This window comes from Peptacetobacter sp. AB800, assembly GCF_047807365.1.
Classification (GTDB): domain Bacteria; phylum Bacillota; class Clostridia; order Peptostreptococcales; family Peptostreptococcaceae; genus Peptacetobacter.
Genome location: NZ_JBLOUI010000002.1, coordinates 80,037 through 102,981 on the forward strand (window position 1 = coordinate 80,037; position 22,945 = coordinate 102,981).

Consider the following 22,945-nt stretch of genomic DNA (forward strand, 5'->3'; position numbering starts at 1 on the left):
TTGACGTAACACAAGTATTCGCTCTCCAGGCTTCAGCGCCCCATCCATTTATGTAACACATTTCAATGTTATGGGGCGCTTGCAGAATTGTCGGTGAGAGCTACTTGTGTTTACGTCTTAAAAAAGGCTACTTACAAAATCATAGCAGCAGTCTTTTCTTAAATTATAATTCGTACATAAATTGCTCAGAAAACGAGGAAGGTTTATCTTTGGTAAATGGTTTTGGAAGTTGGTATTAGGGGATTTAGGCAGATTGTTTTTTTGTTATGATTTATTGTGTTTCTGTATTTGATATATGTATATAAATGCGTTATAATATTCTTTAGACCTTAAAATAAAGGAAATATTGTATATTTGGAGGGAATTAAAATGCCAGCACAGCAGTTAATTATGAGTGTGGTTTTATGGATAGTAGTTTTCGCAGTATTCTACTTCTTATTAATAAGACCACAGAAGAAAAAAGATAAAGAGCTTAAACAGATGAGAGACTCTATAAATGTAGGGGACAAAGTTGTTACTATAGGTGGACTTTGCGCTACAGTTGCAAAAGTTGAAGAAGAGAGAGTTGTACTTGAAGTTGGTCCAAACAGAACTAAAATGCCATTTGAAAAATGGGCAATAGGTACTGTTACAGAAAAGAAAGAAGTTAAACACGAAATAGCTGATCCAGCTAAAGAAAAAGAAGAAAATTAATATTTTTTATTATGAAGGGGCTTTTAAGAAGTCCCTTTTTTAATGCTTTGAAAAAATATATCTATTCCTCTCCAGGCAGTCGAGCTGCATTGTCGAGGAAATAGATATATTTAATTTCAAAGCAAAAAGAGAAATTCTTTGAAAAGCCCCTTCATAATAAAAAGTATTTTCTACAAGGAAAGTATAAGATTTTTAAAGTGTTTTAAAATATGTGATTATTCTTTATATGATTAATTATTTTGTTATTTTTTGGTTATTTATCTAAAAAAAGAGGTGTTAGTTATTGGAAAAGTATAGGTATATATGTTATAATTAAAAATAATACTATGAATGGAGGACTTTAAAATGTCAAAAAAACATATAAAAACTTTATCAAAAGCTACTTTAAAAAACAGTGCATCTAAAGGTGGATGTGGAGAATGCCAGACTTCTTGTCAGTCAGCATGTAAAACATCTTGTACAGTTGCTAACCAGGAATGCGAAAGATAATAAATTCTTAATAAAACAAAATTGGACAGTTAATTACTGTCCTTTTTTGTATTAAAAAAAGAGGTGATTTGGTTTGAAAAAGTTATTATCAACAATATTATCAGCGATGTTAGTTGTATCTATGACTGTGGCTTCTGCATCTGCATTGACATTTGTGGAGATAAAAGGGAGCAATAGATATCAAACATCGGCGCTAATTGCAGATAAGCAGAATTATACAACTGCTATTTTAGTAAATTCTACAAAGAGTATAGCAGACGGACTTAGTGCTAGTGCTCTTGCTGGTGCTGCAAATGCACCAATATTATTAGTTAAGCAAAATGAAATTCCAGCAGATGTTGAGCTTAGATTAGAATGTACAAATAAGATTTATATAATTGGATCTGAAAATGCAATAAGCAAAAATATTGAGGATAGATTAAAAAAATCTGGGTTCATAGTAAGTAGAATCGGTGGAAAAAATAGATATGAAACATCTGTAAATGTTGGAAATGAGGTAAAGAGAGTTAAAGGTGGAGCTTCAGAAACATTTATCGTAAATGGTACAAAAGGGGAAGCAGATGCGATGAGTATTTCTTCTGTTGCAGCTAGAGATTCTGCACCTGTAATCCTTACTGATGGAAAGACAATATCTGCAGATGCGAAAAAAATAGTTAACAGCATACCTAACAGATACGCTATTGGACTACAGGGGGTAATGGACGAAAGTCTTGTAGAATCAATAGGTGCAACTAGAGTTGGTGGAAAAAATAGATTTGAAACAAATAAGAAGATAATAAACACATTCTACAAAAACGTAGCATCTTATTACTTAAGTAAATCTGACCAGTTAGTGGATGCATTGGCTGCATCTCCAATAACAAAATACTCTCCTATAGTTTTAGTTAATAAAAATTCTGATAAGAGTGTATTAAAAGGTGCACAGAAGATGACTGCTCTTGGTGGAATAGATAGTGCAACAATAGAAAGCTGTAAAAAAGCAGCTCAATAAAAATAATATATAGCTAATAAGAGCCTAAAAGTTTCTACGAGAAACATAAGGGCTCTTTTTTTTCGGCAACCTCCCTAGTTGTTGTTATAAATATGTGTATATGTTGTTGTATATGTTGGTATAGTAATAGCCAAGTTGTCGTAATGCAACACGACAATCTGTCTAAATGCAGTATGACAATCTGTCCAAATGCAACACGACAACTTGTCATTATGCTTATGACAATCTGACAGTATATTTTTGACAAAAAATTTAAGTGACGAGCTCAATTAAAATACTAACCTAGATGATTATAACAGTCAATTAAAATAGACAAATAATAGAAAGTTGTGTTATACTTATGTTTAAAAAGTTACAAAATTGTTAACAATATTAAAAAATAGTAAAAATAAGAGATAATTAATGATGAATTTACAAAGGAGCGTTCGATGGAAAATAACGATACAAAAGAAACAGTAAATAAAGATAAAAGTATAGATGATAAAACTAAAACAAATGATTCTGATAAAAACAAAACTAAAAAAAGAAAAATAAAATTTATAACAAAAGACTCTTTAAAAGATTTTACTCTTTGGGTTGTAGTATCTCTTATACTATTCTTCGTGATGGAGTATTTATCTAGAAGGTCGAGAATAGAAAAAGTAGAAGTGTTCTTAAAAGATAACACTTATGCAACAGTTATAAATATATTATTAATACTTGGCATAACAGGGATAATATTCTTTGTAAAGCACAAGAAGGCAGTATTGTGGTTTATCTCATTCCTATTCATTGGATTGGCAGTGGTGAGCAGGATGATATTGGAATTTAGAGGGATGCCAGTAGCGTTTATGGACTTGTATGCGCTTCAAGATGGGCTTAGTATAGCATCGAGATTTATTAATACGAAAATGATAATCATAGCCGTTGTTGTTGTGGTGCTGTTCTTGGTTGGATTAGTTGTTATGTGGAAACTGGACAAGAAGAGCAAAAGATTCAACGGAATAAGTAATATAGTTGCGTGGATGCTTTCAATACTAGTATTTGCAGTGAGTATAGGACCTATAAAGGCAAAGAATATAATGCACAATATTGGCTGGGATGTCCAGGCTACGTATGAATTAAACGGATTTTTATACTCAATCCTGGATTCGTACTTTGGATATCTTAGAAAACCACCTGAAGGATATAGCAAAGAAGCTATAGCAAAAATAAGAGAAGAAGTAGACAAAAAGGCAGCTGAGGACAAAAGAACTATAAAAACTGGTAAAGATGTTCCAAATGTTGTAATAGTTCAGCTTGAAGGATTTATGGATCCAACTAAAATACCAAACGTAAACCTTAGCATAGACCCAATACCAAACTTTAGAAAATTGGCAGAAAAAAATACTAGTGGATACATGAATGTACCAACTACTGGTGGGGGAACAGCTAGAACAGAGTTTGAGGTTATAACAGGAAACAACTTCGACAACCTGCTAAGTGGAGAGATACCTTACACATCAATTGTAAAGGAAAAAACATCAAACTCATTGGCGACGGCGTTGAAGAAACAAGGATTCACTGCTCATGCTCTACATAATTTTAAAGGTAATTTCTACAATAGAAACAAGGGATTCAAAAACTTAGGATATGACACATTCACATCTGTTGAATACATGAACGGCCTAGAATACACAGCACTTGATTGGCCAAAGGATTACGTACTAACTAATTATATGAAAAAGGCTCTAGACTCAACAGAAGGCAAAGACTTCATAACAACAGTATCTGTACAGGGACACTCAAACTATCCTACAGAAAAAGTTGATGAAGATTATCCTTGTAAAATAACTGGTGATATAGAAGATAAATATAAAAATCAGCTTTACTACTACTGTGAGCAGGTAAGAGAAATGGATGAATTTATAAAACAGTTCAACGATATGCTTACTCAGAGAAAAGAAGAAACTGGTGAAGATACAATAGTTTTATACTACGGAGATCATATGCCTAAACTCGACTATTTATATGATGGCGAAGAATATCTAAACAGATACGAATCTCCATACACATATTTTGCAACATTTGATATTCCAAAAGAAGAAAATGCAATAACTGATGCATTCCAGGCAGGTACAGAATTATTAAAACTAGGTGGAGTGGAATACGGACCAATAGAAAAGTTACACGCGTACCTAAGAAATGATAAGGACTATCTAAAAAAAGTACAGCTTGTAGAGTATGATATATTATTTGGCGAAAAATACTATTTAAAAGATGACGAAACACAGAAGAAAAATACCATAAAAATGGGAATAGACGACATAAAAATAAATTCTGCAAAAGCTACTGGTGATACATTAACTGTTGAGGGACAGAATTTCACAGCAAGAAGCTTTGTATATCTAAACGAAAAAATGTTAGAAACTACAATGGAAAGCCCAGGAAAACTCACAGCAAAACTAAATGGAGAATTGAAAAAGGGCGATACTATAACAGTTAAGCAGCTTGGCGAAAATGATGCAGAGCTTAGTAGTACACCAGAATTTAAAATAAAATAATCCAAAAACTAAAATTAAACCCAATCTAAAAATAATGTAAAGGAGAGGAAATATGATTAGAAAAAAAATAATGGCACTCACATTATCAGCTATAATGCTACTATCCACTATAACCCCAACTAGTGCATTAGAAAAATTAGATAGAATTAAGGGGAAAAATAACTATGAAACAGCGGTAAAAATAGCCAATGAGAGAAACTACTCATCTATAGTTCTAGTAAATATGGACAATAGTACAGCCGATGGACTTAGTGCTGCGGCATTAGCTGGTTGCAAAAATGGAGTAATACTACTTACAAGTAAAAATAGTATTCCTTCAGAAACAAAATCAAAATTAAACGAGGTAACAGACATCTACCTGATAGGAAGCGAAAATGCTATATCTAAATCAGTTGAGGGCGATTTAGAAAAAATGGGCAAAAAAGTAACTAGAATAGGTGGAAGTGATAGATATGAAACATCATACAATGTTGCCAAAGAAGTACTAAATACAGAAGGTACACTTGGTAAAGTATTTATTGCAAATGGTGTAAAGGGAGAAGCCGATGTAGTAACTGCATCTCCAGTAGCATATAGAGATAAAGCTCCAATACTTCTAACAAATGGAAGCAGCTTAAAGAGCAATTTAAAAGAAATTGCAAACACAGCAACTGGAAGATACATAGTAGGTGGAACTACTGTAGTAAAAGACTCTGTAAAAAATGGTCTAAAAGGAACTGAGAGAATTAGTGGAATCAACAGATTTGTTACGAATCAAAAGCTTGTAGAAAAATTCTACTCAAACCCAAAATCATTTAACATAGTTGACACAACAGACTACACAATAGCTACAGTAGCTAGCTCAATAAGTACAGAAAAACCTATTGCGCTAGTAGACTATAGATTTGCTCCACTTGTATTAAAAAATGCTCAGAAAATGACTGCAATAGGAGTAATATCTGACAACAATATTTCAAAAGCTATAGGATACTCTGGCGGATTAAATAAATTTAATTACGACTGGACAAAATACAAATACATCGCCCACGCATTAGGTGGTGTAGGTGGGAAAACATACACTAACTCAATTCAAGCATTTGAACACAACTACAACAAAGGTTTCAAAGTATTTGAGGTGGATTTAGACTTTACAAGTGACGACGAGCTGATAGCTTGGCATTCGTTTGATAAAACAAGTTTAAAAGAAATGGGACTTCCAGAAAAATACGCTACAAAGAAACCTACATTGGCTGAGTTTAAGAGTATGAAGCCTTATGGTAAATACACTACTATGACATTTAAGGATGTTGTATCGTATATGGAAAAATACGATGATGTTTACATGCTTATAGATTTAAAATCAGCTGAGGATGATAAAGTTAGAAAGCTTTACAAGAGAATTGTTGAAGAGGCTAGTCCAGATGTATTAGACAGACTTGTTCCTCAGGTGTATAGAGAGTCTACGTATAACGAGATAATGAATGTATACAATTTTAAATCTGCATCATTTACTTGCTATACTATGAGTAGTATAGATGAAAATAAGATAACAAATTTCTGTGCAATGAATGGAATAAAAGTTCTTACAGTAGATTATAGATTCCTAACGCCGTCTTTAGTAGAAAGATGTAAAGCTAAAGGAATAACATTGTATATGAACACAATAAATGACTCAAAAGAAATGAACAAATACAAATCAAAAGGAGTATATGGATTCTTTACAGACTTCCTTACTCCATAAATAAAGAGAAGGGCTTATAACTGCTCTCTGCTCCAGGCTTCGACGCTTTCTTTATCGTCGCTTATCGAACAAAGTTCGATTAAGGACGAAAGCGTCTGCAGTATTGTCGCGTGAGTAGCAGTTATTATGCCCTTCTTATTTTTTATGGAAGTAAGGATCTAGTAAAGGATAGTAGTTGAATGAAAGGGGATTTTATCCTCTTTTTTTTATTTTCTTTTTTTGCTGTAAGTGTTGGAAATGCTTGGCATTTTTTCTAAGAGAATAGAAAGTGAGAGGATGTTTTTGATGGGTGACATGCTGCTGTTTTATACTTTAATCACAGGCAAGAGAGAAGCCTGAATAAATTTTTTAAAGGAGGTAACTAATATGGCAGTTACAGAATCAAACAAGGTATCAGTTTTAAGACTGAAATTTGCAGTAGGTGAAACATCAGGAGGGGAAATAAAGTACAAACGCAAAGATATTAAAAATGTCAAAGCCGATGCAACTAAAGAAGATGTTTATGCAGTAGGTAAAGCATTATCAGATCTTTTAGAAACAAATGCTGATGTGATAGCAAAAGTAGACGAAGCCGATTTAGAAGAAAGTATGTAGGAAGTGGGTTAGGTAAACCTAAACCGAAAACCTAAATCAAGAGCTTAAACTGAAAAGCAAAACTAAATCAAAGTAAAATCAAAATCAAACTAAACCAGACTAAATTAAAACAAAATGGATTGAATCAATCCAAACTAAAAAAAGGTAGCGGCTGCCAGATGAGCAGCCAAGCTACCAGATTAAAAATCTATAAAGTAGATTGCAAAACAAAAAACTAAAAACAAAACTAAAAAATAAAAAGTTAAGAAAAGGAGATTTAAAAACTATGATAAGAAAAAGACTTGCAATGAAATTTAAAACAGCCAATGGAAAAGCATTTACTATATCTTTAGATGGGCCAAAAGATGGTGTTCAGGAACAGGAAATAAAAAACGCGATGGACTTAGTAGTATCTAAAAAAATCTTTTTAGTAAACGACTCAGAAGTAGCAGCAACATCAGAAGCAAAAATAATAACTACTGACGAAACAGTTCACGACTTAGTAATATAATCGCGTCGGACAATAAGCAGGTGATTATTATGGAAGTTGAATTACGGAACATGATAGCAAACGTCGGTTTTCCTATAGCCGTATCAATATTCTTACTGATAAGGATAGAAAATAAACTGAGTACACTATCAGAAAGTATCAACGGGCTTTCGAAAATAATCGAGAGTGCAGCTCAAAAAAGATAAGCAAAAAAATAAAAAAATACAAAAATACAAAATTGATTAAGAAAATTTTGAAAATTTGCAAAAAAGGCTTTAAAAATATGTAAAAATATAATATAGTATATGTGACAACAGTTTCCCAAAAGCCCGGATTAACATCCGGGTTTAAGGCTACGAATAATTCTTACTAAAATAATTAAATTTTAAAAGGGTTTCGTATTATGAAACTGTTGTTTTTTTATATTTTTACTTTTTAAAGAATCATATACTAATATGGTTCTAAATATATCTTATTTAAAGGAGAGGGTAGAAAATGGCTAATCAAAAAGATCAAAACAAAAATGATCAGAAAAACCAGAACAGCATCAAGGACAATGATGTTGAAGAAAGCGAAATCAAAGAAGATGGGGAAGTAGAAGAATTTGAGGAATTCGCTGAAGAGGATTTAAACTATGACGAAGGGATTTTTGAGGAGTTAGAGTTTGAGGATGAAGAAGCTCGAAAAGAATTAGAAAAGCTTAAAGCAGAAAAACTAAAACACAGAAGAGCTTTAAAAAAACTAAAATTCGAAAGGGAGGACTTATCTCCTAATGGATTAGACGTAGCAAAATTAATTGGATTTAATAACTACGCAAAACTAGTATTTTTATATGGGGGAACATCACTTTATCTGCCACAGCATGAAAAACTAGTCGAAAGAAAAAGAAGAGCGTATATATACAACGTCTATCTAGCATATGACTCAGACATGAAAAAAACAACTTCTGTATTTGGACTAAGTGAAAGCACAGTTAGAAGATACGTAGCAGATGAAAGAAAATATCAACTTAACAAGCTGATAAAAGAAAGAAAAAAACAAAACTAGAACATCAAAGCTCTAACAAAGAAACAAATCAAAACACAATTAAAATAGATAAAACAAAAGCAAAACATAAAAACTAGATTTATCAAAAGGACATAACAAATTTACTGAAGAAGATAAAACTTCTGTAAAAATGTTATGTCTTTTTTTATGCATTTTTTTTGGAATGAGCTATATACATAAAAGGTCAATTATAATATAATAAAAATAGCACGTTTCAAAAGGGGGAAATATTAATGTCAATATTAGACAGAATACTTAGCAAATCAGACGAAGCAGAAATAAAAAAGATTAACGCAATAGTAGATAAAATAGATGCTCAAGAAGAAAGATTCAAAGCAATGAGCGACGACGAATTAAAAAATATGACAAACATATTTAAAGAAAGACTAGCAAACGGAGAAACACTAGACGACATATTAGTAGAAGCATTTGCTGTAGCAAGAGAGGCTTCTTGGAGAGTACTTGGAATGAGACAGTACAGAGTGCAGCTAATAGGTGGGATAGTACTTCACCAGGGAAAAATAGCTGAAATGAAAACTGGGGAAGGTAAAACACTAGTTGCCGTAGCACCAGTTTACCTAAATGGTCTAACTGGAGAAGGGGTACACGTTGTAACTGTCAACGACTACCTTGCACAGCGTGACCTTGAAGAAATGGGACAGGTATATAACTTCTTAGGACTAACAACAGGGGTTATAATAGCTGATCAGACTCACGAAGAAAGAAAAGCTCAGTACGAAGCTGACATAATATACGGAACAAACAACGAATTTGGTTTCGACTACCTAAGAGACAACATGGCTAAAAGCAATGAAGAAAAAGTACAGAAAAAACTTAAATTTGCTATAGTCGATGAAGTTGACTCTATATTAATAGACGAAGCTAGAACACCACTTATCATAGCTGGTCAGGGAGCTGAAGGAACAGAAATATACAAAGTTGCCAATGCATTCTTAAAAACAATAGAAGAAGAAGACTACGAAAAAGATAAAAAAGAAAACACAGTAGCCTTCACAGAATCTGGTATCAAAAAAGCTGAAAAATTCTATGGAATAGAAAACATAACTCACATAGAAAACATGGAAATATTCCACGCTATAAACCAGGCTCTTAGAGCACACAAAATGATGGACTTAGACGTAGAATACGTTGTAAGAGATGGAGAAATACTAATAGTCGATGAATTTACAGGAAGGGTAATGCAGGGAAGAAGATTCACGGATGGACTTCACGAAGCTGTTGAAGCTAAAGAAGGCGTTGAAATAAAAGGTGAATCAAGAACAATGGCTACTGTAACATTCCAGAATTTCTTCAGATTATATGAAAAACTATCAGGAATGACAGGTACTGCTAAAACAGAAGAACAGGAATTTGAATCAATATACCACATGAACGTTGTTCAGATACCTACAAACAAACCAGTACTAAGAGCAGACTTACACGACAGAATATACAAAACAGAAAAACAGAAATATGCAGCTGTTGTTGAAGAAATAAAAGAGGCACACTTAACAGGACAGCCAATACTAGTTGGTACTGTATCTGTTGAAAAATCTGAAGAACTATCAGAATTACTTAAAAAACAGGGAATACAGCACAAAGTATTAAATGCTAAACAGGATAAAGAAGAAGCAGACATAGTATCTCAGGCTGGTAAGTTGGGAGCTATAACAATAGCAACTAACATGGCAGGTAGAGGTACAGATATAAAACTTGGTGCTGGAGATCCAGAAGAAGCTAAAAGAGTAAGAGAAGTCGGTGGACTTTATGTAATAGGTACAGAAAGACACGAATCAAGACGTATAGACAACCAGCTTAGAGGACGTTCTGGACGTCAGGGAGACCCTGGTAAATCAAGATTCTTCGTCAGTGTAGAAGACGAAATAATAAAACTATACGGTGGTAAAACTATAGAAAAACTTTCTAAAAAAATAACTCCAGACGAACATGGTGGTATGGAAAGTAAACAGCTTACAAAAACTGTAGAAAAAGCACAGAAAACAATAGAAGGTAAAAACTTCCAGACAAGAAAACAGGTACTTGAATACGACGACGTTATCAACGAACAGAGAAAAGTTGTATATGCAGAAAGAGATAAAGTACTTGATAATGCAGACATATCTGAAGAAATTCAGGAAATGATAAAAGAAAGAATAAGATTTGCTACAGAAAGATATTTAAGAGGAAAAGATAGAGATTTTGTAAAATATGTAGCTCATTTATACAACGAATTCGTACCATATAATACACTAATAATACCTGGTTGGGCAGATTTATCTCCAGAAGCTATAGCTAACCAGACTTATGCAATAGTTGAAAATATCTATAATCTTAAAAAGATGCTTATGGGAGAAGATATGGTAAAGGCAGAAGAAAGGGAAACACTTTTAACTGTTGTCGACAACTATTGGACATATCATATAGATTTAATGGATCAGATGAGACAGGGTATAGGACTTCAGGCATCTGCACAGAAAGACCCAGTTAAAGAATATACTGTTGAAGCTGGTAGAATGTACGACGAAATGAATATGAATATTAGAAGAGATACTTTAAAATATTTATTTGGTTTTGCCAGAGAAGCTCTAGGTCAGAAAGAGATAGATATGGATAACATAGAAACAGTTAGTGCTGAGGAATATACTCAGGTTGTTGAACCAGATGAAGCTCAGGTAGAAGCATTAGCTGAATATCTGAATTCACTAAGTGATGAAGAATATGCTAAAGTTTTAGAAGAGTTAGGAATAGATGCAGAACAGGATGCTGAAGGTAACTGGACAGTTAAAGAATAATATCATTGGGCTATCGCAAATATTTGCGGTAGTCCTTTTTTATTTCCACAGCTGTTGCTCTCCAGGCTTCAGCGCCTCACACTTTTATGTAACACATTTATAAGTTGTGAGGCGCTTGCAGAATTGTCGCTGCAACCAGCATGTGGAAATAAAGAACTACCTACAAAATATTTGCTTGATAGCCCTAATAATATTATTATTCTTTAATTGTTCAGTTCACGCAGCCATCTCTGTTAAATAAGCGGAGTAAAAAGGAACAAAACAATAATAGCTGTTGAATATATAATAAACAAATGCACAGAGGTAACACCACTAGCATTACAGAAAATGCTTTATTATGTACAGGGATTTTATATGGCTTTTTACAAAACAGAATTCTTTGAAAATGATTGTGAAGCTTGGGTACATGGACCTGTATACAGAGAAATATATAATCAGTTTAAAGAATACAAATATCATACAATAGAAATTAGAGATGAAATAAACTCAGAATTATTTACTGATGAGGAAATAGAAATATTAGATAGCATATGTGAAAACTTTGGATGCTATAGTGGAACAATGCTAGAATCATTTACACATGATGAAGATCCTTGGAAAATAACTAGAGGAGAATTAGACGAAAAAGAAAAATCTGATAAAATAATAGATAAAAAAATTATAAAAGAATACTTCACTAAAGTAATAGAAGAGTATAATATGAAAAAGCCTATGGATATAGGTAAATATTCGTATAAAATGTTTATGAAAGAAAAATTTAATATATAAGAAATGAAAAAGCTCCAATTTGCAATAGTTTAATATGTGTAAATGGAGCTTTTTATATACAATTAAATAGAATTAGATTTAGTAGGTTAAATTGGAATAATTAGAAAGCTATTTATGATTTTAGTTGGAATTAAGTATGTAAATAACGTATTAAATTGTTTAGAATTGGATGTAAAATAATAATCTAAAGTGTAAAAGTGGAATTTTTTACATGAAGTTGTAATAAAAGTTAAATGATATAGTAACAATATGCGATAATTAAAGGTACGAATAAGTTAACAAAATAACCGATAGGCTATAACGTATATCAAACTTAGATGAATTGTAAGTAAATATGACAAGAATTTTTAAAAAAATGTAAAATCGGGGACGAAAATGAGATAGAGTTACAAAAAGATTACAAAATGGTAACAAAAAATGCTGAAAAGTTACAAAGTGGTAACGAAAAAGAAAATTTATATAAAAGAAGTGTTAAGAAAAAATAAAAAACCTAAGCCGCAAGCCTTAGGTTCTTTTTCGAGCGGGCGAGAAAAAGTCATTTTCGCCGTTGGAAACGGGGAAAATGCGCAAAAAAACAGATACGGGTAAACCCGTACCTGCTTTTTTTGTGGAAGAAACAGGAAAAAGAGATGTTAGAAAATATCTAAATTTCCTATACGTAATTATACATTAAAAAACAAAAAAAGTCTATAAATTTGGTAAAAGGGGTTTACATGTTGTAATATTTAACGTATAATACGAATTATCACATTTGATATGCGAATGAAATAGAAAAGTCAAGAAAGAAAAAGTTAAGAAAATGTAACTTTTGTTTTGAAAAACTATTGCATGAGTATAAAAAATGTAGTACAATAAAACTGTGGAAGAATAAAGAATTGCGTCGAAAGAGCAAGAGAATAGAGAAAAAAAGAGATGTAACGAATAAAAAAGGAAAACGGAGGTAAAAAGATAATGAATAAGAAAAGATTATCAGTAGTAATGGCAGGAGCGATGTTAGCGAGTGCAGTAGCGCCAGTGATGGCAGCAGATGTTACTGCACAAACAATGCCAGCAGACCAGAGAGGTCTAGTAATGGAAGGTATAAGAAACTTAATGAAATCTAAAATGTTAGATGGAACAACTGATGTTGAAGATGATTCAGCATATGGATTTACAATAGTTGCAAAAGGTGAATCTGATAAAGATTCAACTGGAAAAATAAAAGTTGATTTACATAATAAATTATCTGATTTAAAAATAATAAAAGACTTAAAAGATAATGATGAGAAAACTATAAGAGTTTATGAAAAAGAAACAAGAGTTAATGAATACGGAAAATTAACTGATAAATACGCTAAAGATTCTCAGAAACCAGGTAGTGAAAAAGTTGCTACAGAAGCTGATTTAAATGCTTTACTTGGAGATTCAAACTCAGGTTTATATATAAGTAATAAATTTGTAGATAAAGTAGAAGCAATCGATGGAAAAGTTTCTAATGGTGTTAAAATAACTTTAAATGTATCTAAAGATGCAACTGCTGGTTCAACAGAAAAGAAAGAAATAGTATTAAAAGCTGGAGATAAATTATTAGATTTAACAAAACCAATGGATAAAGATAACCATCTTTTAGATTATACTAAAGATGAAGATGTTCAGAAATTTGATCATTTTGATGTTGTAAAAGTTGGTGGTGGAACAGCTACTGTAACTGAAGAATTACCAGGTAGAACTTTAGTTCAGGAAATAAACTTAGTAAAAGCTGCTGATGCAACAGATGCTTTCAAAGTAGAAGATTTATTCGATGGATTAATGTTAACTGAAAAAGGTACTGAACTATTCGAAACATATAAATATGATGAAAAAAATGAAGGTTTAGATTACACTTATGAACTTCAGACAGGATTACTTCCAGGTATATATGGATTCAATATAAAAGTTACAGATGCTGAAAACAACCAGAAACTAGTTAAAACTATAACTGTAAGAGGATTAAACAAAGATAACTTTGATATATTAAACTCTTGGTTTGTTAAAAGAGAATTCAATGTTGGTGTACTAGCTGGTGATAACAGATATGAAACAGCTGTAAAAATATCTAAAGAACAGGCAAAACTTGCAGGTGTTGAAGGAAGTAAAAATGCAATAGGTCATATAGTATTAGTAAATGGTGAAGCTTTAGTAGATGGACTTGCAGCAGCTCCTTTAGCTCAGAAATTAGGTAAAAATGGAAATGCAGCTCCAATATTATTAACTAAATCAAATACAATACCAAAAGAAACTTTAGCTTACTTAAAAGAATTAGTTAAAACTAATACAATAGCTGGGTTAGAAAATATACAGGTAAATATAGTAGGTGGAGAAGCAGTTGTTTCTAAAGATGTTGTTGATACATTAAAAGGTCTTGGATTTAAAGTTGTAAGACACGGTGGAGATAACAGAGAAGAAACTTCATTAGAAGTAATGGAAAACTTAAAAGATAGAAAAACTGTATATGTAGTAGGTGCAGAAGGTGAAGCTGATGCAATGTCAATAGCTCCAGTAGCTGCTACTAGTGGATCTATAGTTGTTGCTAAAAAAGGTGGATTATCTAAAGCTGCTTATAAAGAAATAGAAAGATCAAAAGCTAATGTAGTAATAATAGGTGGAGAAGCTGCTGTATCTAAAGAAGAAGAATCTAAATTAAAAGAAATAGCTAAAGAAAACAAAACTTCTGTGGAAAGAGTTGCTGGTAAAAATAGACAGGCTACAAATGCTGCTATAATAGAAAAATACTACAATTTAACTAAGACTACTAATTTAGTAGTAGCAAAAGATGGACAGAATAATAAAATGGAACTAGTTGATGCTTTAACAGCAGCAAACTTAGCTTCTCAGAAAAAAGCTCCAGTAGTTTTAGCTACTAATAAATTATCAGATGACCAGTTAAATGAAATAAATAAGAAGGCTGCTAATGCAGAAGCTTTATATCAGGTAGGATACGGAGTAAACAGAACAGTTGTTACTAAACTTGCTGAATTACTTGGATTACCAAAAGTTATAAAATAATTTAAATTGAAGATAAGTTTTTAGAGGCGGAGATTTTTTAATCTCCGTTTTCTTTTTACAAAAATAGTCTTGCTTTTGTAAGACTATTTTTGTGTTAAAAAACTTATACAAACGTATGTTCTTGATATATAGTAAGTTTTATCTTATAAAATTTTAAATTTTTATCTCTAATACCTTTCTTAAGTTTAGAAATTCAAATAAAAAATATTTTTATAGTGAGATTGTAATAAAAATAAGATATCTTTTTAATATTTAAAAGAACGAATGTTCTCTCGTGGATAAATTTACAAAAATAGGCTTACAAAAGCAAGCCTATTTTTGGTTTTAAACATATAAATTTAAATATTTATATAATTTTATTAAATTTCCTCAAAAAATATATCTGTTAATTCAACTTTTGTAATGTCTAAATCATCATTTATATCATTAATTTCATTAGAATAAAAATCTATATAGGCATCTAATTGAAGTTTTAAAATTGCTTCATTATTAGGATTATAAAGAAATTCTTCATTAGAATTATCTATACTTGAATCATACAAAGGGTCTTTATAAAGTTTTGTATATTCTATGGTGTTTGATATTTCAATACTTATCATATATTCTGATTCATTTATTTTTTCAAAATCTATACTTTTAATTTCAATATCTTCATTTATATAATCTAACTGAATACTTGCATCATAAGGATAATCTTCAGAAAATGACACAGATTTATCAAATAAATATAATTCTATTTCTTCTTTTAAGTTTATGTTTTCCATTATATTTATGAATATTGGATCATTAATTTTCATATTTACTAAAATTTCTTCAATTGCACTCATAATTAATATCCTTTCTAATTATAGTTAAATATTAATTGTAAAAATAGATAAAACGGAGATTAATAAATCTCCGTTTTACAATAATATAAAAATTTATTTTTAAAAAATTAGTTATTTAATCCTAATTTAGTTACAACTTTTTCCATTACTGTTCTAGCTACACCATTACCTATCTGGTATACAGTTCCATCTACAGATTTATTAGAGTTTAATACTAACTGATTTAACTGTTCATCAGATATTTTATCTGTTGCTAGTACTATTGGAGCAGCTGGATTTGTTGCTGCATTTGATGAAGCAAATATAGCAGCTGGTAAAGCATCTACTAATTCAGATTTATTTCTCTGACCATCTTTTGCTATTAATGCGTCTTCAAATCCTTTGTGATATTTTTTGATTACTAATGCATTAGTTTCAAATCTATTTTTACCATTTAATCTTGAAACAGATCCATTATCAACTAGTTCTTTTAAAGCATCTTCTGTTGATTTTGGAACTACACCTTCTCCACCAACTATTTCTACTTTATTGTATTCAGATACTTCATTTACACCTACAGTAGATAAACCTTTATCTGATTTAGAAACTATTATAGGTCTTCCTTTTTTAGCTGCTGTAGCTGCTATTGACATAGCATCAGCTTCACCATTAGCACCTACTAAAAATGCTTCAGTTGCATTCATTTTATCAGCTACTGCTAATGAAGTTTCTTCTCTGTTATCTCCAGATATTCTTTTAACTTTTACCCCTATTTCTCTTAATTCATTTACAACTGAATTAGATACTACAGCTTCTCCGCCTATTATTGTCACTGTAACGTTTTTTAAGTTTCCAACAGTAGTATTTCCTATTAACTCTTTCATAAAAGCTTTTGTTTCTTTAGGAAGAGTGTTTTCAGCTGTTAATAATATAGGTGCATTCATCTGTTTTGCATATGGTGCTGCTGCAAGTCCGTCTACTAATGCATTTCCATTTACTAATACAAGATTAGTATTATCTGCATATACACCATTCCGGTTATGATACTGGCTATCTCCAGCTATATAAGTTTTAGCTATTTCAACAGCTGTTGCATATCTATTTTCTCCTGCTAATAATTCAACATTAGCTTTTCTATTATATAACCATTTTCTTAAAGTTGATATTTTATTTATGTGTAATGAATCTCCTAAAACTTTAACTATATGTCTAGCTCCATTAGCATCTACTAAAGTAACAACAAAATATCTTTCTGTACCTTTTCCTTCTTTAACAACATCTACACTTTGAGTCGTAGCTGTATTTCCGTCATTTTCAAGTAATTTAACAGCATTCATTAATTCATGACCTTTTTCTGTTAACATGAATCCATCGTATAAATCATCTACTTTTACTGTATAGTTCATATCACCATTTAATATTTTAACTTCATGAACTAATTTAGCATTTTTACCAGCTATTGAAACTGGATCTTTTGAACCTTCTTTTTTTGCAGCTTCAAATCCTGCAATATTCCCCTGTACATACGCTTTATCAACGCCATTGTATGAAACAGAATCACCTTTAACTTCTGCAAGTACATTACCTTTTGCATCTACTGGTTTACCGAATGTTAATTTATCAGTTCCAACAGCACATTCTATTTTATTAAATTCTCCATTTGAATTTTTTGAACCTAATGTAACAACAACTTTAGAATCATTTTCTTTTAATTCTAAATTAGTTACCCAGCCCTCTGTTACAGCTTTAGATAATCCTGGATATTTTGTTATAGCATCAGCTTTTTTGTCTTCTGCTGCATTATTAAAAGCTTTAACATCAGCTACTAAGTCAGCAAAATCTTTAGCTTCGTATTTTATATTTTCACCATTAACTACATCTTTAGAGAAGAATTCTCCATTTTTTTCTATGCTTCCTAATTCATATACCTTTACTGTATATATTCTAGTAGCATCTAATTTCTTTAATACATTTGCATCAGAGTACACTTTTATTTTTTTGTTATCTGATAAAGTATATTCAGTTGCTGATACATTAGATATTGATACATCTTTTCCACCTTCATCTAATATAGAGAATCTATATACTGATTTTCCTGCTTCAACATCTGTTGCATGGTATTTTTTAGAGTTCATTAATGTTTCTAATTTATCTATTAATAATCCCATTTTTCCATGTGTTGTTTCTGCTGTTTCTGCTAACACTGGCGCTACTGCACTCGCTAACATCGCTCCTGCCATTACTACTGATAATCTTTTCTTATTCATTATCTTTTTACCTCCGTTTTCCTTTTTTATTCGTTACATCTCTTTTTTTCTCTATTCTCTTGCTCTTTCGACGCAATTCTTTATTCTTCCACAGTTTTATTGTACTAACGCGCACTCCCTAAAATATAAACTTAAAAAAGTTTATCAGTTTTAAATATTAATAAAAAATATATGGACACTATTTGAATAGTAATCAAAATGTATCGATTAATAATATAAAATGTATCAATTTATAGTAAATATAGAAAATATATAGTTAAAATGTATCGATTTATGTTATTACATAAATAATAGTAGTTAAAATGTATCAATTTATGTTATTATATAAATAATAGTAGTTAAAATGTATCGATTACTCTAATAATCATCTAAGTTAAATTGAATCGATACATTTTAAATAACTTTATTACGAAAAGAGGAGTAATTATGGATATAAATAAATTTTTTGAAGGAGTAGATATTGAGTGTAAAGAATCTAGTGACACATTACCTAGAGATCTTTGGGAGACATACTCAGCATTTGCAAATACAAAAGGTGGTACAATATTTCTTGGAGTAAAAGAAAAGAATGGTGAATTTTCAGTATCTGGAGTAAAAAGTGTAGACAAGGTAGTTAAAGAATTATGGGATAATTTAAATAATAGTAAGAAAGTTAGTGCGAATATTATCTCTGACAGAGATGTGATAATTGAAGATATTGATGGAAAAAGTATTATCAAAATAGTTGTTCCTAGAGCTGATAGGAGAGATAAACCTGTATTTATTGGTGAAAATCCATACAATGATAGCAAACACTCTGGTACATTTAGACGAAATCATAGCGGAGACTATAAATGTAGTAGACAAGAGATTATTAGGATGATTGCTGATTCAAATGATATTTCGCAAGATAGTGTTGTTTTGGAAGGATTTACAATAAATGATTTAAATTTAGACAGTATTAATAGTTATAAAAATAGGTTAGAGAGCAAAAATTCTTCTCATCCATGGCTTGCTCTTGATTTAAAGAACTTCTTGTATAAAATTGGAGCTTATGGAAAAAATAGGTCTAATAATACAGAAGGTGTTACATACGCAGGTCTTTTAATGTTTGGTGAAGAAAGAGAGATTTGTGATGAGTTTCCTAAGTATTTTCTAGATTATAGAGAAAAAAGCAGTGATTCTAGTTTAAGATGGGAAAATAGAATAACATCAAGCGATGGACTTTGGAGTGGAAATATTTTTGATTTTTATTTTAAGGTAGTAAATAAATTGACTTCTGATTTGAAAGTTCCTTTTAAGTTGGTCAATGGTGTTAGAAAAGATGATACTGAATTACACGAAGCACTTAGGGAAGCACTTGCAAATACTTTAATTCACACAGACTATAGAGTTGAGAGAGGGATTGTTATTGAAAAAGGGGAGAACTATTTCAAATTTTCTAATCCTGGTACTTTGCGAATTAGTATTGGTGAGGCTTTAAACGGTGGAATTAGTGATCCTAGAAATGAAAATATTTTTAAGATGTTTAATTTGATTGGTGTTGGTGAAAGAGCTGGATCTGGTATAGAAAAAATTCAAAAGGCTTGGAACGACGAGAATTGGATTAGTCCTCAGCTAGACGAAAACTTTGCTCCAGATAGAGTGGAGCTTTTGTTAAAGATGGAAAATAATAATGTAGCTGATAATATAGAAAATAATACTAATACTATTGTAGATAATCTTTCAAATATTGATAATAAAGTAAATAATAGAGAAATTTTAAATGATGTGTTTCTAAGTAGTTTTACGGATGATGAAATAAAAGTACTAGCATTGGCAAGTGTAAATAACAGTATAAATAATACAACAGTACAAAATCTTCTAGGTAAAAATTCTAAAGAGGTACATAGCATTTTAAAAAATTTAGTTAGACGAAATGTATTTAAAACATCAGGGCTTGGAAGAGGCGTAGAGTACAAACTTAATAAAAATATTAAAAATATAATTGATAGTAAAAACTTTGACTTTAATAAATTAGAGAAAAACTCTTTGAGTGATGAACAATTAAAAGTTATTGAACTTATTAAGGAGAATGGATTTATTTCTTCTAAAATAGCTACTGATAGGCTAGGTATTAGCAAGAGAAAGTCTGTTATTATTTTTAATTCTTTAATTGATAAAGGAATTATTGACAGAATTGGAGCTGGCTCAAGCACTAGATATGTTTTAAAAGAAGAAAATGAAAAATAGAGAACGTATGTTTGTAGTAGGTTACAAAGTCAAAAATAGACTTACAACAGCAAGCCTATTTTTGACTTTTTTTGTATACTTTTAAAACTTTTGAAATAATGTAAAAGAAAAGACGAGGAAAATTTCCTCGTCTTTAGTATGTAAATTTAATTATTTACTTTTAATTATCTGTTAGTTAAGCCTAAGTTTTCAGCTATAGTTTTAACAACATCTCTTGCTACACCATGTCCTACCTGGTATAATGCAAATGATTTTTTAGCGTTTAATTCTAATGCATTTTCCTGTTCTTTAGATAATTTATCTGTAGCAAGTACTATTGGAGCATCTTTTTTAGCTGCCATATTTGCTGCTGCTAATGCGTCAACTAATTCCATTTTGTTTCTCTGTCCATCTTTTGCTACTATAACGTTTTTAGCTTCTCCTATATAAGAACCTTTGTAGAATTTCTTGATTATTTCTGCATTTGTAGCTTTTCTGTTTGCTCCAGCTATTCTCTGAACACCTTCAGCTTCAGCTTTTATTGCATTGTAATCTGCTTTAGATACTACAGATTCTCCACCTATTATAGTAACTTTTTTACCTTTTAATTCATATGTTGCATCTTCTGAGATTCCACCATTTTTAGCTACTACTATTGGAAGTTCTTTTTCTGCAGCTACTGATGCTATTGACATTGCATCGGCTTCACCCTGAGCACCTACTACGAATACTTCATCTTTATCATTCATTGCATCTAATACTTCTAATGAAGTTTCTTCTCTGTTGTCTCCATCGTATCTTACTACGTCAAATCCTAATCCTCTTAACTGTCTTTCTAATCCTTTAGATAAAACAGCTTCTCCACCTACTAAGTGTATTTTAGCTGATTTTTCTCCACCTACTAAATGGTCTGCCATTAATTCTTTTAAGAATTTATATGTAGCTGTTGGTAATTTGTCTGCTTCTGTTAATAATACAGGAGCTTCTTCCTGTGCTGCTAAAGGAGCTGCAGCAAGTCCATCTACTAATGCGTTTCCATTTACTAATACTATATCATCTATTTTTTTAGTAGCAGACTGAGGATTTTTTACACCTTTTATTCCAGCGTATTCTTTTGCTATTTCTACTGCTGTTTCATATCTGTTATCTCCTGCTAATACGTCAACTCTAGCTTTTGCATTAACCATCCAAGCAGTTACTCTAGCCATGTTCTGTTTATCTGTTCCTGTTATAGTATATAATTCTTCAGATAAACCATTAGCTGCTTTTTCTCCTAATTTTACTTCAACTTTATATCCGTTGCTGTATTTCTTTAATTTATTTAATATTTCAGTTTCAAGATTTTTTAATGCTTCTTCATCTTTATCTAAATTACTATTAACTGTGTAGTATTCACCACTTTTATCACTTATAACTATTTTAACATCTCTACCTACAGAAACAGATTCTTTTAACATTGTGAAGAATTCCTGTCCTTTTTCTGTTAAGAATAATCCATCATATAAATCTGTTAAATCATAGTTATATCCACCAGGAGTTATTGTATATTCTTTTACTAATTCTGAAGATAAAGCTATGTGTCCATCTCCTACTAATACATCAGTTGGAACAAATCCGTAGAAGTCTTCTATTGCTACTGGATTATCGCAATCTAATAACTGAGCTTCATTAGTCTGAGCTTCATCAGTATAGTATGATAAAGTTTTCCAATCTTTACCAGCTCCAGTTGTGAATTTTAATTCTACATCTCCAGGTTTTATTGTCATTGTATCCTGTTCATCTAGTCCAGGTATTTTTGTATCTTTAACAAATTTTATAGTGAATTCTTTGCTTATTTCATCATATTTAGCATATTCAACTATTTTTTTATACTGGTCATCTACTACTGGTTTATTATTATTATCTTTTTTACCTGCTGAATAGAATACTTTGTTTGCTAATTCTTTTAATTCAGCTTCTGTATAAGTTTCAAATGCACCTTCTTTGTATTCGTAGTGATATAATTTACCATCAACTTCTTTAAATCCTCTTGAGTATACTCTTACAACATCTCCAGCATCTAAAGTTCTGAATACTTTCTGCCAATCTTCCTGACTAGATTTTTCTGTTAATCCTGTATCTACTTTGTTTACATATATTTTATATACAGACTGATTTCTTACATCTGGTTTTCCTGCTGGTGCATTCTTTTTATCATTTGCGAATAAATTTTTCTGCACTAATTCTCTTAATTCTTTCTGAAGTAGACCAGTTTCATTTGCTGATACTTCACTCTTCTGCACTTCTGCTGCCATCACTGGCGCTACTGCACTCGCTAACATCGCTCCTGCCATTACTACTGATAATCTTTTCTTATTCATTATCTTTTTACCTCCGTTTTCCTTTTTTATTCGTTACATCTCTTTTTTTCTCTATTCTCTTGCTCTTTCGACGCAATTCTTTATTCTTCCACAGTTTTATTTGACGGAATGAACACAACCACAAACTTTAATTTGAAGACAGAATATTAAACAAACCCCAGAACAACCTATTTTCATAATATTTCATACAAAAAATATGAAATATTATGAAAA

16 protein-coding genes are annotated in these 22,945 nt (G+C 31.1%); 13 read left to right on the forward strand and 3 right to left on the reverse strand.

Translation table 11 applies throughout. The annotated features are described in order from the left end of the window. Positions 1–369 precede the first annotated feature (369 nt). From yajC to ACK2WN_RS01665, 12 genes are all read left to right on the forward strand, one after another. Positions 370–693, forward strand: coding sequence for a preprotein translocase subunit YajC (yajC, locus tag ACK2WN_RS01610; RefSeq protein ID WP_416154606.1), 324 nt, complete (start codon positions 370–372; stop codon positions 691–693). A 345-nt stretch (positions 694–1,038) separates the two neighbouring features. Next, positions 1,039–1,182, forward strand: coding sequence for a six-cysteine ranthipeptide SCIFF (gene scfA / locus ACK2WN_RS01615; protein WP_071585583.1), 144 nt, complete (start codon positions 1,039–1,041; stop codon positions 1,180–1,182). Between the two features lie 73 nt (positions 1,183–1,255). Continuing rightward, entirely contained in the window at positions 1,256–2,173 is a 918-nt protein-coding gene (locus ACK2WN_RS01620) for a cell wall-binding repeat-containing protein (protein ID WP_300529540.1), read from the forward strand. 428 nt (positions 2,174–2,601) lie between these two features. Beyond that, positions 2,602–4,695, forward strand: coding sequence for an LTA synthase family protein (locus tag ACK2WN_RS01625; protein WP_300529542.1), 2,094 nt, complete (start codon positions 2,602–2,604; stop codon positions 4,693–4,695). Positions 4,696–4,747: 52 nt separating this feature from the next. Next, positions 4,748–6,415 (forward strand): cell wall-binding repeat-containing protein, encoded by a 1,668-nt coding sequence (locus ACK2WN_RS01630; protein WP_416154607.1) that lies wholly within the window; start codon positions 4,748–4,750, stop codon positions 6,413–6,415. 366 nt (positions 6,416–6,781) lie between these two features. Continuing rightward, positions 6,782–7,009 (forward strand): DUF1659 domain-containing protein, encoded by a 228-nt coding sequence (locus ACK2WN_RS01635; RefSeq protein WP_300529546.1) that lies wholly within the window; start codon positions 6,782–6,784, stop codon positions 7,007–7,009. Between the two features lie 265 nt (positions 7,010–7,274). After that, complete coding sequence (locus tag ACK2WN_RS01640) at positions 7,275–7,499, forward strand: DUF2922 domain-containing protein (protein WP_300529548.1); 225 nt, start codon at positions 7,275–7,277, stop codon at positions 7,497–7,499. 29 nt (positions 7,500–7,528) lie between these two features. After that, entirely contained in the window at positions 7,529–7,684 is a 156-nt protein-coding gene (locus tag ACK2WN_RS01645; RefSeq protein ID WP_006439828.1) for a YvrJ family protein, read from the forward strand. Between the two features lie 289 nt (positions 7,685–7,973). Further along, positions 7,974–8,525 (forward strand): Mor transcription activator family protein, encoded by a 552-nt coding sequence (locus ACK2WN_RS01650; RefSeq protein ID WP_416154608.1) that lies wholly within the window; start codon positions 7,974–7,976, stop codon positions 8,523–8,525. A gap of 233 nt (positions 8,526–8,758) precedes the next feature. Beyond that, positions 8,759–11,317: a preprotein translocase subunit SecA gene (gene secA, locus ACK2WN_RS01655; protein ID WP_416154609.1), complete on the forward strand. Its 2,559-nt coding sequence runs from the start codon at positions 8,759–8,761 to the stop codon at positions 11,315–11,317. Positions 11,318–11,644: 327 nt separating this feature from the next. After that, positions 11,645–12,085 carry a Panacea domain-containing protein gene (locus tag ACK2WN_RS01660; RefSeq protein ID WP_416154610.1) on the forward strand — a complete coding sequence of 147 codons (441 nt, stop codon included), beginning with the start codon at positions 11,645–11,647 and terminating at the stop codon, positions 12,083–12,085. A gap of 951 nt (positions 12,086–13,036) precedes the next feature. Further along, the gene (locus tag ACK2WN_RS01665) at positions 13,037–15,109 is read left to right on the forward strand and encodes a cell wall-binding repeat-containing protein (protein ID WP_416154611.1); all 2,073 of its coding nucleotides are present in this window, start codon (positions 13,037–13,039) and stop codon (positions 15,107–15,109) included. A gap of 359 nt (positions 15,110–15,468) precedes the next feature. Here ACK2WN_RS01665 and ACK2WN_RS01670 read toward each other — a convergent pair whose 3' ends face one another. Together ACK2WN_RS01670 and ACK2WN_RS01675 are read right to left on the reverse strand one after the other, a co-directional pair. Beyond that, the gene (locus ACK2WN_RS01670; RefSeq protein WP_416154612.1) at positions 15,469–15,936 is read right to left on the reverse strand and encodes a hypothetical protein; all 468 of its coding nucleotides are present in this window, start codon (positions 15,934–15,936) and stop codon (positions 15,469–15,471) included. Between the two features lie 107 nt (positions 15,937–16,043). Beyond that, positions 16,044–18,182, reverse strand: coding sequence for a cell wall-binding repeat-containing protein (locus ACK2WN_RS01675; RefSeq protein ID WP_416154613.1), 2,139 nt, complete (start codon positions 18,180–18,182; stop codon positions 16,044–16,046). Between the two features lie 426 nt (positions 18,183–18,608). On the opposite strand from ACK2WN_RS01675, the gene ACK2WN_RS01680 reads away from it, so the two are divergent. Beyond that, on the forward strand, positions 18,609–20,393 hold the full coding sequence (locus ACK2WN_RS01680; RefSeq protein WP_416154614.1) for an RNA-binding domain-containing protein: 1,785 nt from the start codon (positions 18,609–18,611) through the stop codon (positions 20,391–20,393). 164 nt (positions 20,394–20,557) lie between these two features. On the opposite strand, the gene ACK2WN_RS01685 is transcribed toward ACK2WN_RS01680, so the two are convergent. Continuing rightward, on the reverse strand, positions 20,558–22,732 hold the full coding sequence (locus ACK2WN_RS01685; protein WP_416154615.1) for a cell wall-binding repeat-containing protein: 2,175 nt from the start codon (positions 22,730–22,732) through the stop codon (positions 20,558–20,560). Positions 22,733–22,945 lie beyond the last annotated feature (213 nt).